Raw genomic sequence first — 14,034 nt, forward strand, 5'->3', positions numbered from 1 at the left:
AGGGAGTGGGTATGACTGCTTCTGTATCAGTTGTCGATAAAAAAGCATTTGTTAGATGGTTTTTAAAGAATTATCAATTGAAACGTCGTGAGTGTGTATGGATTTTGAATTACTTATTAAGCAACGATGAGTTATTAAAACGAATTCGATTTGTTGAAGAAGCTCATTATTGCCCTAGAGCAATGGTAATGTCAACAGTTGACTCAACAGGTGTGCCATTTCGTTTCTACAAAGGTAATGTAATGACAGCAGATGCTGAGAAATCTTTTCATGATTTACGCTTACATGAACATGAAGATATGTATATACAATTGAATTTTCCTAATGTACCTCCAAGTGCACAATACTTAGCAGTTCTTGAAGAAAACCCTTATATGCCGGAAGCACTGATTGTCAGTGAAAAAGATCGTTTACTGGCAGAAGAGCTGCTTTCCAACAGCTTACTCGTATTCCAAGAAGAAAAATTACTCGCACAAATTGATGAAGCTCTCGATCAAGGAGATGAAGAGCGGTTTTATGAATTGTCTAATTTGTTACAAGCTCTAAAGGAAACTGCTAATTTACATTAGTTATAGGCAAAAATTGAATGTCCTTTATCTACCTCAATATGATAACATAACAAGTGAATGATTGTTTTCACTTTTTATTGGTTATCCTATTGAAGAGTGGAGAAGGGCATTTTTTTATTTTCATTACGTAGTTACGTTATATGTAACATGAGGAGGTTTGTGAGATGTATTTTAATGCAAGCGATGTGACATCGTTTATGGCACAGAAGGAATTTATCGATACAGCAATTGTTCCACTCGTAACCGTCGATTTATCTCCTGAAAAAATGAAACAGAGTGGTACAGAGGCAGATTTTTTGTTATCGCTTACATCTTTTATTGAGCAACAGTTTAAAGGCCGTCTATTACTGATGCCACCATTTTCGTATAGTGCAACATTAAAAAGCGAAGATATGCCGAAGGAATTAGAGGCACAATTACATAATGCTGGTTTTAAGCATGTGTTCTTCATTACTTGTGACCATTTTTGGACAAATATTGGAGAGGAAGTAAATGTTGTTTGGCTACCAGCGATTCCGTTAGAAAGTATGGATAAAGGTGTGAAAAACTCTATTCTTGAAGATCAATTGCGACAAGTTATTCCGATGCTTTCGACCAAATGGGCACAGATTTAACAATTTGTTTCAATAAATGTTCACATTCTCCAGCTTTCCACAGAATGCTATATTGACCAAGCTATGGAGTTGATATATCATAGATATGTCCTAGTATTACTATTTGTAAAAAAATGTCCGTTGGACTGACCTTTAAGTTAGAGGGGGGAAAAAAATGAGTAATAATCGAGTTTCACGTCGTCAATTCCTAAGCTATACACTAACTGGTGTAGGTGGCTTTATGGCGGCAGGTATGCTGATGCCGATGCTTCGTTTTGCAATTGACCCAGTACTACAAAAACATACTGGTGGGGACTTTATAAAGACAGAGCATAAAATCGCTGATATTACTAAAGAACCTATTAAAGTTGACTTAAAATTTGAACAAGTTGATGCATGGTACAAATCAGAGGTAACAAACGTAGCGTGGGTTTTCAAAGAAGGCGATCAAATCGTTGCATTATCTCCTGTTTGTAAGCACTTAGGTTGTATGGTGAACTGGGGAGAAGATTCTGCACACCCAGATCAATTCTTCTGTCCTTGTCATGCTGGACGTTACGAGAAGAATGGTAAAAACATACCAGGAACACCACCAACAGGTCCGTTGGATGAATATGAAGTTAAAGAAGAAGATGGTTACTTATTGCTTGGTCCAACTAAAGCAAATACTCTAGTTAAGTAAGGGGGTACAAAACAGTGCTAAATAAAATTTATGATTGGGTCGATGAACGCTTAGATATTACACCTATTTGGCGTGATATTGCCGACCACGAAGTGCCAGAGCACGTGAACCCTGCACATCATTTTTCAGCATTCGTTTACTGTTTCGGTGGATTAACTTTCTTCATCACGGTAATTCAAATACTATCAGGTATGTTTTTAACAATGTACTATGTACCAGACGTAGTGAATGCTTGGAAATCAGTTTATTATTTACAAAACGAAGTAGCATTTGGTGAAATCGTACGCGGTATGCACCACTGGGGAGCTTCATTAGTAATCGTAATGATGTTCTTACACACGCTTCGTGTATTCTTCACAGGTTCTTATAAGAAACCACGTGAATTAAACTGGATGGTTGGTGTAGGTATTTTTGGTGTAATGATGGGTCTTGGTTTTACAGGATACTTATTACCATGGGATATGAAAGCATTATTCGCTACAAAAGTAGGTATCGAAATTGCTGCATCTGTACCGTTTATCGGTGAATGGATTAAAATCTTATTAGCGGGTGACTCAACTATTCTTGGTGCTCAAACGTTAACACGATTCTTTGCGATTCATGTATTCTTCTTACCTGCAGTATTGTTTGGGTTACTTGCAGCACACTTTATCATGATTCGTCGTCAAGGAATTTCAGGGCCGTTGTAATAGTTCTTGACGGTTCGATGATTTTTTAAAGGAGGGGACATAATGCATCGCGGAAAAGGAATGAAATTTGTTGGTGATTCTCGTATTAAAGCGAATCACAAAATGCCGAACGTTCCAAAGGATTATTCCGAATATCCAGGTAAGACGGAAGCTTTCTGGCCGAACTTCTTACTAAAAGAATGGATGGTTGGTGCTGTATTTTTAATAGCTTATTTATTATTAACAGTTGCACATCCATCACCTCTTGAAGGACCAGCTGATCCAACAAGAGCATACGTGCCATTACCGGACTGGTACTTCTTATTCATGTATCAATTATTAAAATACTCATATGCTTCAGGTCCATATAATGTTATTGGAGCAATTGTAATTCCAGGTCTTGCATTTGGAGCGCTATTATTAATGCCATTTTTAGATAAAAGTCCAGAACGTCGTCCATCTAAACGCCCATTACCAACAGCGTTTATGTTATTGACATTGGCTGCTATGTTCTACTTAACTTGGGAGTCAGTTGTTAACCATGACTGGGAAGCTCAAAAAGCTATGGGTGCAATTGTAGAAGAGGTTGAGGTTGATATTGATGAATCTCTACCAGGATTTGCAATTTGGAACGGTGACACTGGTGAACAAGCTAAAACTTGTATCGGCTGTCATGCTGCTGACTTAAAAGGTGGTCCAGCTGCTCCAGCATTAGTTGGTAATAAACTAACAGCTGAAGAAGTAGAAGATATTATCCACAATGGTCGTGGCAATATGCCAGCTGGTGCTTTCGCTGGTACAGATGAAGAAGCGAAACAATTAGCTGAATTTATTGCGAGCTTAAAGGCTAAGGAATAAGCTTTGTTTTAAAAGAGTCAGGAAACTGGCTCTTTTTTTCTAGTCTAATAATGTGACTGTTACAGCTTCAAAAAAGTTCCCGTACAATATATTATTGCAACAATAATATTTATTAGGATTTACATACTATTTAAGATCGAGACAAATGCCCATTCACTCCTGTGGGAAACTAGCAATTCAATGCTGTATGTGTGAACAAACCGAGGAGGCAAAGCGGTAAGTTGTTGAAAATGCGGGGAAGTCACTAGAATTTATGTAGTGCTACACAGTGGGCAATACCACAATGTTTGATGCAGTCTATGTTTAAGAGGAATATTAGAAAAAAGCTCATCTACAAAGGTAAGGATGACATTGGTTAAAACCTAAGCTATATAAGTTGATTTTCGTTACGACTGGGCAGGAAAGCGCCCAGTCGTAGCGGAAATCAACCCTACATTATGGTTATAAGTAAAAAATACTGCTACTATTCAATATTGAAAGAACGTGGCAAATTAACGACTATTTAATACATAATAACAGACAAAAAAGGCATCTTAGTAAAGACAGAAGATAAAGGAGTTTTAATTATGCAAATTACACGTGCAAACGTCTGGTATCTCCTTACACATAAGTCATTTTTAATACTTTTACTTATTATCAATCTATTAGGAACTATTTACGGTTATTATTGGTACGGATGGCAGCTTGCTATAACGGAACCGATTTTTTATATTTTTGTTCCGGATAGTCCGACAGCCAGCTTATTCTTTTGCTTTGTATTGTTAGCTTGGATCATGGGGAAAAAATGGCCTCTAATGGAGGTGCTAGCCCTTATTACATTAGTTAAGTATGGAATTTGGGCTGATGTGATGAATATTTGGACGTTGATTGAAACTGGATCTATTGGCTGGCAAGGCTGGATGCTTGTAGGCTCGCATTTTATGATGGCCTTCCAAGCGATTCTATACCTTGGTAAATATGTTTTTTCATATTGGCATATTGCCGTGGCAGCCGTATGGACATTGCATAATGATGTGATTGACTATGTATTTGGCCAAATGCCGATGTACCGTGATTTAGCGGATTACACAAGCTATATCGGTTATTTTACTTTTTGGTTATCGATTGCATGCATTTTTCTAGCGATCTTCTCAATTAGGTGGCGCAAATATTTGCCGAATTAGGTAATTGATTATAGAATTATAGTATCGAGATAGAAAGGGGTTAGAAAATTGTCAACAACCATGTATATTGTTTATTTTGCAATAATAATGCTACTGCCGCTTTACGCACAGATGAAAGTAAAGGGCACGTATAATAAGTTTGCAAAAGAACGTACAATGAAGGGACAAACTGGTGCAGAGATAGCGCGTGCGATTTTAGATGCAAATGGCTTATATGATGTACGAGTTGTTCCAACACAAGGTGTATTATCTGATCATTATAATCCGGCGACAAAAACAGTTGCTTTATCGGAAAGTAACTTCTACGAGGCGAGTATTGCTGGAGCTGCAGTTGCTGCCCACGAAGTTGGCCATGCCATCCAGCATAAAGAAGCTTATTCAATGCTAACATTACGTAGTAAGCTAGTGCCGGTTGCAAATATTTCATCAAATATGTCTTGGATATTTGTTATGATTGGTATTTTTGCAAGTAGTACAAATATGTTACTTTTAGGTATCATATTATTGGCAGCAGGTGTGGTTTTCCAATTAGTAACGTTGCCAGTAGAGTTTGATGCATCCAAGCGCGCGTTAGTGCAAATGAATTCTTTAGGGATTATTACAAATGAAGAAGAGCGTCCAGCGCGTAAAGTGTTAAGCGCTGCAGCATTAACATATGTTGCCGCAGCAGCAGTAGCTGTATTAGAATTATTACGTTTAGTATTAATCTTTACAAATATGCGAAGTGACGACTAATTAAAGAACTTGTTGTAGTGGTATTTCACTATAGCAAGTTTTTTAATCCGTCAAATTGTAATATGTAAAAAAAAGCCTACCTCAACGAATGTTTTATTCGAGAGAACAGGCAAATTGTTCATTTTAATGGAGTGGTTGTTTTTGGTCGTCGAGCGTGAAGCCTTCTCCTGCCACATCCCGTACTTCTATTATAGAGACGAAAGCGTGAGGATCGACATCATAAACAATAGATTTTAAACGTACAACTTCATTGCGACCAATGACACAATAAATAACTTCTTTTTGTTGCTTCGTAAAATGGCCATGGCCTTCAAGTATAGTAATACCGCGTTCCATTCGTAATGCAATCATTTCAGCAATAGCGCTAGATTTTTCAGATATAATAAGTGCTCCACGTGCTGCATAGGCTCCTTCTTGAACAAAATCAATGACGCGCGCGCCAACAAATACCGCGACAAGGGTATACATCATAGAGCGTGCATCTAAAAACGTTATCCATGACAGTGTAATGACAATTGCGTCAAAGATGAACATCGTTTTACCCATACTCCAGCCAAAATATTTATGCCCAAGGCGAGCTAAAATATCTACACCGCCAGTTGTACCACCGAAGCGAAAGACGATACCGAGTCCTAATCCAACAAAAACTCCTGCAAAAAGTGCAACTAGTAGTAAATCATCCTCTAAATGAATAGTAAATTGATATTTTTGGAAAATTTTTAGGAAAACTGAAACAGATAAAGTTCCAACGAGCGTATAAATAAATGATTTTTTTCCAAGTAAACGATAACCAATAATAAACATAGGAATGTTTAATAGTAAATTCATGAAGGCAGGGTCCCAGCCTAGTGTAAAATAAAGTATGAGTGTAATCCCACTTAGGCCACCTTCACCAAGTTGATTTTGCATGTTGAAGTGGACGAAGCCGAAGCTAAAAATTGCAGCTCCGAGCATTATTGCGATGATATTGATGACTTTGATCTGTTTTAGCATATGACCTCCTGTAGTCCGAAACAATTGAAGTTGTGCTATCTATTATCTGACATTTTATTGTTTTTGACAACAATGGTGTAAATTTTATACGATGGTAAGTAGGAGTGTGATTTAAATGACTGAACAAGTAACAATGCAAGCTTTACAGCAGCGTGTGGATGATTATATAGGACAATTTAAGGAAGGTTATTTCCCACCATTTGAGTTATTGGCTCGTCTAACTGAGGAACTTGGTGAATTGTCTCGCGAGGTACAGGACGTTTACGGGCAAAAGAAGAAAAAGAGTACAGAGGATGCTAACAGCATTGAAGAAGAATTAGGTGACTTTTTCTTTGTTTTAGTTTGCTTTGCAAATGCACAAGGCATTAAATTAGATGAAGCACTTTTACGCGTTATACATAAATTTGAAACAAGGGATAAAGATCGCTGGACTAGAAAGGATGAAGAATAATGTCAATTCGTGTAGCTATTGCAGGACCTAGAGGAAAGATGGGGGCTGAGGCTGTACATACGGTCATGAAGCATGACAAAATGGAATTAGTAGCTGTACTAGATTATAAGGAAGTAGGAAAAACATTAGCTGATTTGGAGATGTTTCCAGCAAGTTATACTGCTCCAATCTTTACAGACATGTCAGAGCTTGTAGAGGCAACTGCACCAGATGTATTAGTTGATTTAACAAACCCGCATGCAGTATATAAACATACTAAAGAAGCCTTGCATTTAAATGTACGCCCTGTAATTGGTACAACGGGCTTTACAGATGCACAACTAGTGGAATTATCAGCAATGGCTAAAGAAAAAGAGCTTGGCTGCATTATTGCTCCGAACTTTGCGATAGGGGCAATCCTTATGATGAAGTTTGCTAAGGAAGCGGCAAAATATTTACCTGATGTTGAAATTATTGAAATGCACCACGATCAAAAGTTAGATGCACCATCTGGAACAGCTGTTAAAACAGCACAATTGATTCAAGAGGTGCGAGCACAAAAAATGCAAGGACATCCAGAGGAAAAAGAAACACTTGAGGGTGCAAGAGGGGCAGAATTGGACGGCATGCGCCTTCACTCTGTTCGTTTACCAGGTTTAGTGGCACACCAACAAGTGTTATTTGGTGGAGACGGACAGCTTTTAACAATTCGTCATGATTCATTAAACCGTAATTCTTTTATGTCTGGTGTAGCATTTTGTGTAGAAGAAGTCATGAAAATGGATCAACTTGTATATGGTTTAGAAAACATCATCTAAAGATTGGGATGGAAGCATTATGAAAATCGCATTAATTGCACATGATCGCAAAAAAGATAATTTAGTACAGTTTGCTATTGCTTACCGTAATATTTTAAATGAGCATACGTTGTTTGCTACAGGTACAACAGGACAGCGCGTTATTGAAGCTACAGGCTTAGAGGTAACACGTTTTCGTTCTGGACCACTCGGTGGCGATCAACAAATTGGCGCAATGATTGCCAATAATGATATGGACATGGTCATTTTTTTCCGTGATCCTTTAACAGCACAACCACATGAGCCAGATGTTTCTGCACTGATCCGACTTTGTGATGTTTACCAAGTGCCACTGGCCACAAATATGGGAACTGCAGAAATATTACTAAAAGGCCTACAGGAAGGCTTTGTGGATTGGAGACTGATTCAAGAAAGACGAAATTAAAAAAAGGCGTGATTTAGAAAGGATGATAATCGAATGAAAAAGCTAAAAATCGGCATTACCTGTTATCCAACTGTTGGAGGCTCTGGTGTTATTGCAACAGAATTAGGAAAAATGCTTGCAGAGAGAGGACACGAGATTCATTTCATCACCTCAAGCGTACCATTTCGATTGAATAAAATTTATCCAACCGTCTTTTTCCATGAAGTAGAAGTTAATAATTATTCAGTATTTCAATATTCGCCATATGATATAGCATTAGCGAGTAAAATGGCGGACGTGATTAAGGATGAAGAGCTAGATGTGCTTCATGTGCATTATGCAATACCACATGCGGTCTGTGCTGTCTTAGCTCGTGAAATGAGTGGTCGTGACATTGGGATTGTCACAACGCTACATGGTACAGATATTTCGGTACTTGGGCAGGATTCCACTCTTTCACAGGCAATTAAGTATGGCATTGACAAATCTGATATCGTAACGACAGTGTCAGAGGCATTAAAGCAACAAACCTATGAGCTTATCGATACAGTAAAGCCGATTAATACGATTTACAACTTTGTAGATGAACGTGAATACTTCCCGCGCAATTCAGGAAGCCTAAAGGAACAATTCGGAATTGAAGAAGACGAAAAAGTTATTATTCACGTATCTAACTTCCGTAAAATTAAGAATCTTCCTCATATAATAGACGCATTTATGAAGATTCGCGCAAACATGAAGGCAAAACTGTTGCTTGTAGGAGATGGACCTGAAAAGCATCGTGTAATGGATCAAGTAAAGGAAAGTCCTTACATGAAGGATGTTTTATTTTTAGGTAAACAAGAAAATTTAGCTGAATTGTATGCAATCAGTGACCTTAAATTATTACTATCACAGCAAGAATCATTCGGATTAGTCTTACTTGAAGCAATGGCTTGTGGTGTACCTTGTATTGGATCGGCTGTAGGTGGTATTCCAGAAGTCATTGAACACGGTGTAGACGGTTTTATAGTGGAATTAGGAGATACAGACGCAGTGGCAGAATATGCTGTGAACCTCTTGAGTGATGAAGAGAAATTACAACGTTTCCGTGAAGCAGCCATTTGTGCTGTTGATGAAAAATTCCATTCATCAAAAATTGTAGAACAATATGAAAAATTGTATGAAAAGGTTGCTGAAAGAAATCATGCAAAACAATAAAGAATGGCAAGCGGCCTATTCAGTTATTGAACAACTAGAAAACGCGGGCTTTGAAGCAGTAATCGTCGGTGGTGCGGTACGAGATGCCATACTCGGTCGCCCTGCCCATGATGTAGATGTTGCAACAAACGCCATGCCAGACGAAGTAAAATCTGTCTTTAATCACACGGTTGATATAGGAATTCAGCATGGGACGGTACTTGTTATCGTGCCAGCTGGATCGGTGGAGGTAACGACATATCGCACAGATGGGGAATATACAGATCACCGTAGACCAGAGGAAGTGCAATTTGTACGTTCGCTAAAAGATGATCTACAGCGCCGAGACTTTACGATGAATGCTATAGCGATGCGTCGTGATGGCTCATTTGTTGATTTTTACGGGGGGCGTCAAGATATTGAGGCTGGTGTCATTCGAGCAGTAGGTGACGCACAGAAACGCTTTTCGGAAGATGCATTACGAATGCTGCGAGCCGTACGTTTTTCAGCGCAACTAGGTTTTCTAATTGAATCAGAAACCTTGCAAGCAATGCAGGGCAAGGCTGATACTATTTCTTGGATTGCAAAGGAGCGTATAAAGGCAGAGCTCGATAAGCTATGGGTAGGGAAAGATGTTTTTAATGGTATAAGAAAGCTTGAGGAAAGTAGCTTAGTGAATCATTTAAGTGGTACTTTTCAAGCAGATGACTGGTGTAAATTTAACACGCAGGACAAGCTATTAGGCTGGGCATATTTTTCAATGTTACAGGGTGATCATTGGCGAGAAGTGCTAGGTAACTATCGTTTATCGAATAAAGAGATGGCATTTGTAAAAGGTGTGCTAGCAGCCATAAAGGCTTTAAAAAATGGCTGGACGAATATGGATTACTTTTCGCATACACAACAGGAACTCGAGGCAGCTTGTTATTTTGCCGAGCTGAGACAGCTTGACGTTCAAATACCACAGCAAAGTATACAAGAAATTCAGACAAAGCTTCCCATTAGACACAAGCAAGAGCTTGTTGTAAACGGGACGAATTTATTAAAATGGTCTGGAATAAAAGGTGGCCCATGGGTAAAAGAAGCATTGCAGGCAATGCTTGAAGCGGTTGTCAATGGCGAACTTCAAAATGACCGACAGCACATAAAGAATTGGATAGAACATGATTATTTCAAAAAAGAATGATAAACGTTGATTTTTATCATTTCTGTATGATGAGGAACCGTCTTAAAAAGAATAAGACGGTTCCTTATTAATTTAAGCTCTATTTTTTGATTTTATAATATATTTTCTTATCTTTAAAAGTTGGATGTGACGTTTGTTAATACGTATACCATGTACTACGTTATGACGGTGATCCAACGATACGAAGTAAAATAGTTAAAAATAACGAATAAACAGTGTCTAAAAGATATTTGATGATATTGTGGTCAATTGTCATAATTTACAGTATGATTAATACTAATTAAAGTTTATAAATAACAACAAAAATTTAAATAGCAGAGTTTATTAAAGGATTGATTAGCATGAGTATTTCTATGAAGGATGAAATTTTAAAAAGAATATTAGCTGCTAATGGTGAAGCAGTTTCGGGTCAGGAGCTAGCAGATTCCCTTGGAGTATCACGTACTGCTGTATGGAAACATATGCAGTCGCTACAGGAGGAAGGCTATACGTTTGAAACGGTAAAGAAAAAGGGCTATGTACTGACGGGTGTTCCAAATAGCTTAAGCCCAACACAAATTGAACTATTTTTAAATACGGAACACTTTGGACGTGAAATCCATTATTTTGATGTTGTAGATTCAACACAAACAATCGCCCACAAGCTTGCACAGGAAGGTGCTTCACATGGCACGATTATAATCGGTGAGGAGCAAACTGCCGGTCGTGGTCGTATGGCCCGTCCATGGGAATCTGCAAATGGCACAGGTATTTGGATGACTGTTATTGTGAGACCAGATGTCACTCCTCAACAAGCTTCATCGTATACACTTGTCGTAGCAGTTGCGATTACGATGGCTATTAAAACATTATATAAACAAATTGAGCCAGCCATTAAATGGCCAAATGATTTGCTTATTAAAGGTAAAAAATGTACAGGTATATTAACAGAAATGCAGGCAGAGGCAGACCGTGTACAAGCATTGCTAGTAGGTATAGGTATTAACGCGAACCAGGTTGACACAGATTTCTCACCAGAAATCGCGGATATTGCTACATCTTTACGTTTAGAAGCGGGTGAAGAAATTAATCGAGCTGCCCTTGTCGCATCAATTTTACAATACTTAGAACAATTTACGGAATTATACGTGAAGGAAGGCTTTTCCAGCATTAAAAAGCTATGGGAACAAATGTCATGTACGATTGGACAACGTATTGAAGTTACGACTTTACGTGGGCGCTTTGAAGGTATTGCCAGTGGGATTACGGATGAAGGTGTACTACAGCTAACAGAGGATAATGGCACAGTTCGGACAATTTATGCTGGAGATATAAAAATTTTATAGAAACATAAACTACAATGTGCATTCACTTATCCATCAAGAACGTATATTTTCGAATGTGAAAGTATACGTTCTTTCATATTTCTCGAAATACATTTAGCTCTATATATTTTTTTCTCGTTTGTAGTCTTGTCTAAAGAAGATCAGAGAAAGAATTAGTAAAATTATTGGAAGAAAAAACAATCCTGAGTCATATTTAACTGAATGCTCCATTTTTAGTCCGAACAAATAAATGAATAATGTAAAAGAAACCGATAAAGAGATCGTTCCCGCTATAGTTTTCATTACATGCCCCCCAAAGAAAAACGCTTATTTTATTTTTTCTATTAACGTATCAATATCATCCCATACATAAATAAGTTCTTCTACTATTTTTCCGCCAATTTTAATTTCGATGTTATTTACATATTGTGCACCATAATATTCATAGAAATAACGTGTTATATTTTCTGCTAATACTTCTACAAATACTTTTTCGTATCCTTTTTGATTAAAATAGGTGAATATTTCTTTGAGTAGTTGTTTCCCAATACCCTTTCCATGATATTCTTCTAAAAGATATATAGAAGTCAAATCAGTTGAATTTACTACTGAATTTGTCTTTCGTGTACCACTAGTTGCAAAGCCGATTATTTCTCCTTGTTCATTTTCAGCCACCAATACATAATTCGTAGCATCTGAAATATTATTCTTCCATAGCTCTGTTCGCTGCTCGTAAGATAATTTATTCAAAAAATCATCTGGCAAAATGCCTTTATAAGTTGTTCGCCAACTGTCAACATGTACTTTTCCAATACTTTGAGCGTCTTGAATGTTTGCTTTTCTAATTTTCATATTAAACCACCTCGAAATTCGAACTTTATTTCAAATGAATACGGACGTTTTTGACCCACTTCACCTTGGATTCCTCCTTAACTTTAAAAAAATTTAGCACTACATAGTAATATGACTAATATAGAATTAATGGAAATCTGTTACTGATACAATGGGAAATCATATAAAATTTTTACTAAAAAGGCATTATCACATGGGTATAAATTCTACCTTCTAGATATTGAAAAACGAAATGATCAAGGAAGGAAATATTTATGGATGTTGTGCCGTTTTTAAGGAGAGAAGAATTCTGTCCTAGCCTTTGATTTAAGCTTCTTTGGATCCACTATTCCCAGCCCTGTTCAGTAATCTATGGCCGGTAATCCAAACTACTACACCGGTCCCCCATAATATCAGAGCTGAGCTAAAACCCACAGATGTCCACCATACCATAATTTGGTGATTCCCCCAGGTAACTCTTACAGGTAAAGTAAACAGTGTGATTGCCGATAGCAGGCAAAGAAGTGAACCCGAAATATAATAGAGATTGACCTGAAAAAGGTACGCTAGGGGAAAGAAATGAGCACCAACAATGAGAGCCATAATAGGAACAAACAAATCCAAGTGATTGGTAGATTGACAAATTACGGCGGCAGTGGCTATCAAAACGCCTTCTAAACCGAAAATAATACCGAACCACAAATTTTTTCGTTTCCAACGATGGGAATCCACTCCCATCATCTCGTTTGATAATCTTTTAGATTTCATTATCAAAACGATTCCTCCAACAAGCAGTACAACATCAATCAACAAGGATAAAATCAACAGCCAGAGAAATCCCCAGCCGTGCAATCCTCTAATTCCAATTCCTGCCCACAGAGTACCGAAAAATGCCATGAAGATAACGCCAGAGGCTGTTCCGCGCACAGCAGCTCTAGGAATGATGGTTTGTGACATATCATGAACCCTCCTCTTTCAATTTCATTTTAACTTCTTTCAGCAAATGTTTTCGTAGCGAAAGTGAAACGTCAGTTACTTTTCAGCAGGTGTCCAAACGTCCACTGAAATGAGGAATCAGTCTAAGACCTTCACATCCTGTGAAAACGCCTGAATGAGAGTGTAGCGAATCCACGTCAACGTACAAAATATTTTTGCTTTCACTGTAGTGACTACAGGTGGGCCTACTCAATAACCAATGGATACACTGGTGTTCGTAGGAATTTTTTGGCTAAGTGGTGGGGAGTTAAAGACGAATCTCTAATAGAATATGTATACTAACACCTCAGTAATAGTATGAAATGGAAGAGCAATTTTTGTACATCTTTATTCAAGCGGGAATGTACATAGTTAAATTAGCATTTATACTCAGGGAGTGGAAAGAATGAAAAACGAATATGTACAAATTGAAATTATCGAAGATGAAACCCGCAAATCATTTACTGGAATAGGATTTATTATAAGGGAGTATGAAAGTGGTGGAGTCGTATGTTTAACTTCTTTCAGCAAGTGTTTTCGTAGCGAAAGTGAAACGCCAGCTACAAGTGTTTTCGTAGCGAAAGTGAAACGTCAGCTACAAGTGTTTTTGGCAGTTATAGAAGTCTTTCACCTCTATAGGTGATGAG

17 protein-coding genes are annotated in these 14,034 nt (G+C 37.8%); 14 read left to right on the plus strand and 3 right to left on the minus strand.

Annotated elements, in window-relative coordinates; translation table 11 throughout:
* Positions 1–11 precede the first annotated feature (11 nt).
* The 7 genes from AC3WSK_RS04430 to AC3WSK_RS04460 all read left to right on the plus strand — a co-directional run bounded on the left by AC3WSK_RS04430 (position 12) and on the right by AC3WSK_RS04460 (position 5,268).
* The gene (locus AC3WSK_RS04430) at positions 12–569 is read left to right on the plus strand and encodes a ReoY family proteolytic degradation factor (RefSeq protein ID WP_079559925.1); all 558 of its coding nucleotides are present in this window, start codon (positions 12–14) and stop codon (positions 567–569) included.
* Positions 570–733: 164 nt separating this feature from the next.
* Positions 734–1,183 carry a DUF2487 family protein gene (locus tag AC3WSK_RS04435; RefSeq protein WP_079559926.1) on the plus strand — a complete coding sequence of 150 codons (450 nt, stop codon included), beginning with the start codon at positions 734–736 and terminating at the stop codon, positions 1,181–1,183.
* 154 nt (positions 1,184–1,337) lie between these two features.
* Positions 1,338–1,844 (plus strand): Rieske (2Fe-2S) protein, encoded by a 507-nt coding sequence (locus tag AC3WSK_RS04440; RefSeq protein WP_079559927.1) that lies wholly within the window; start codon positions 1,338–1,340, stop codon positions 1,842–1,844.
* A 14-nt stretch (positions 1,845–1,858) separates the two neighbouring features.
* A complete protein-coding gene (gene qcrB, locus AC3WSK_RS04445) occupies positions 1,859–2,533 on the plus strand; it encodes a menaquinol-cytochrome c reductase cytochrome b subunit (RefSeq protein ID WP_049666761.1) in 675 nt (224 codons plus the stop codon).
* 42 nt (positions 2,534–2,575) lie between these two features.
* Complete coding sequence (locus AC3WSK_RS04450) at positions 2,576–3,370, plus strand: menaquinol-cytochrome c reductase cytochrome b/c subunit (RefSeq protein ID WP_079559928.1); 795 nt, start codon at positions 2,576–2,578, stop codon at positions 3,368–3,370.
* Between the two features lie 566 nt (positions 3,371–3,936).
* Positions 3,937–4,533 carry a lipoprotein heptaprenylglyceryl N-acetyltransferase LhaT gene (lhaT, locus tag AC3WSK_RS04455; protein ID WP_427482841.1) on the plus strand — a complete coding sequence of 199 codons (597 nt, stop codon included), beginning with the start codon at positions 3,937–3,939 and terminating at the stop codon, positions 4,531–4,533.
* 60 nt (positions 4,534–4,593) lie between these two features.
* Complete coding sequence (locus AC3WSK_RS04460; RefSeq protein WP_079560351.1) at positions 4,594–5,268, plus strand: zinc metallopeptidase; 675 nt, start codon at positions 4,594–4,596, stop codon at positions 5,266–5,268.
* A gap of 123 nt (positions 5,269–5,391) precedes the next feature.
* On the opposite strand, the gene AC3WSK_RS04465 is transcribed toward AC3WSK_RS04460, so the two are convergent.
* A complete protein-coding gene (locus AC3WSK_RS04465) occupies positions 5,392–6,261 on the minus strand; it encodes a YitT family protein (RefSeq protein WP_079559930.1) in 870 nt (289 codons plus the stop codon).
* 115 nt (positions 6,262–6,376) lie between these two features.
* Here AC3WSK_RS04465 and AC3WSK_RS04470 point away from each other — a divergent pair, with 115 nt between their 5' ends.
* From AC3WSK_RS04470 to AC3WSK_RS04495, 6 genes are all read left to right on the plus strand, one after another.
* Positions 6,377–6,712: a nucleotide pyrophosphohydrolase gene (locus AC3WSK_RS04470; RefSeq protein WP_079559931.1), complete on the plus strand. Its 336-nt coding sequence runs from the start codon at positions 6,377–6,379 to the stop codon at positions 6,710–6,712.
* A complete protein-coding gene (gene dapB, locus AC3WSK_RS04475) occupies positions 6,712–7,509 on the plus strand; it encodes a 4-hydroxy-tetrahydrodipicolinate reductase (protein ID WP_079559932.1) in 798 nt (265 codons plus the stop codon). Before AC3WSK_RS04470 ends, dapB begins: the two co-directional genes overlap by 1 nt.
* Before the next feature lie 19 nt (positions 7,510–7,528).
* Positions 7,529–7,933, plus strand: coding sequence for a methylglyoxal synthase (gene mgsA, locus AC3WSK_RS04480; RefSeq protein WP_079559933.1), 405 nt, complete (start codon positions 7,529–7,531; stop codon positions 7,931–7,933).
* Positions 7,934–7,966: 33 nt separating this feature from the next.
* Positions 7,967–9,112: an N-acetyl-alpha-D-glucosaminyl L-malate synthase BshA gene (gene bshA / locus AC3WSK_RS04485; protein ID WP_079559934.1), complete on the plus strand. Its 1,146-nt coding sequence runs from the start codon at positions 7,967–7,969 to the stop codon at positions 9,110–9,112.
* Entirely contained in the window at positions 9,099–10,277 is a 1,179-nt protein-coding gene (locus AC3WSK_RS04490) for a CCA tRNA nucleotidyltransferase (RefSeq protein WP_079559935.1), read from the plus strand. Before bshA ends, AC3WSK_RS04490 begins: the two co-directional genes overlap by 14 nt.
* 341 nt (positions 10,278–10,618) lie before the next feature.
* A complete protein-coding gene (locus AC3WSK_RS04495) occupies positions 10,619–11,602 on the plus strand; it encodes a biotin--[acetyl-CoA-carboxylase] ligase (RefSeq protein WP_079559936.1) in 984 nt (327 codons plus the stop codon).
* A 306-nt stretch (positions 11,603–11,908) separates the two neighbouring features.
* On the opposite strand, the gene AC3WSK_RS04500 is transcribed toward AC3WSK_RS04495, so the two are convergent.
* Together AC3WSK_RS04500 and AC3WSK_RS04505 are read right to left on the minus strand one after the other, a co-directional pair.
* Positions 11,909–12,433 (minus strand): GNAT family N-acetyltransferase, encoded by a 525-nt coding sequence (locus AC3WSK_RS04500; protein ID WP_492412664.1) that lies wholly within the window; start codon positions 12,431–12,433, stop codon positions 11,909–11,911.
* 306 nt (positions 12,434–12,739) lie between these two features.
* Positions 12,740–13,369 carry a DUF7010 family protein gene (locus tag AC3WSK_RS04505; protein WP_492412666.1) on the minus strand — a complete coding sequence of 210 codons (630 nt, stop codon included), beginning with the start codon at positions 13,367–13,369 and terminating at the stop codon, positions 12,740–12,742.
* 424 nt (positions 13,370–13,793) lie between these two features.
* On the opposite strand from AC3WSK_RS04505, the gene AC3WSK_RS04510 reads away from it, so the two are divergent.
* On the plus strand, positions 13,794–14,030 hold the full coding sequence (locus tag AC3WSK_RS04510) for a hypothetical protein (protein WP_492412668.1): 237 nt from the start codon (positions 13,794–13,796) through the stop codon (positions 14,028–14,030).
* The last annotated feature ends 4 nt before the right edge of the window (positions 14,031–14,034 follow it).

The sequence above is a fragment of the Lysinibacillus sp. EB271-A1-10B genome (genome assembly GCF_058791335.1).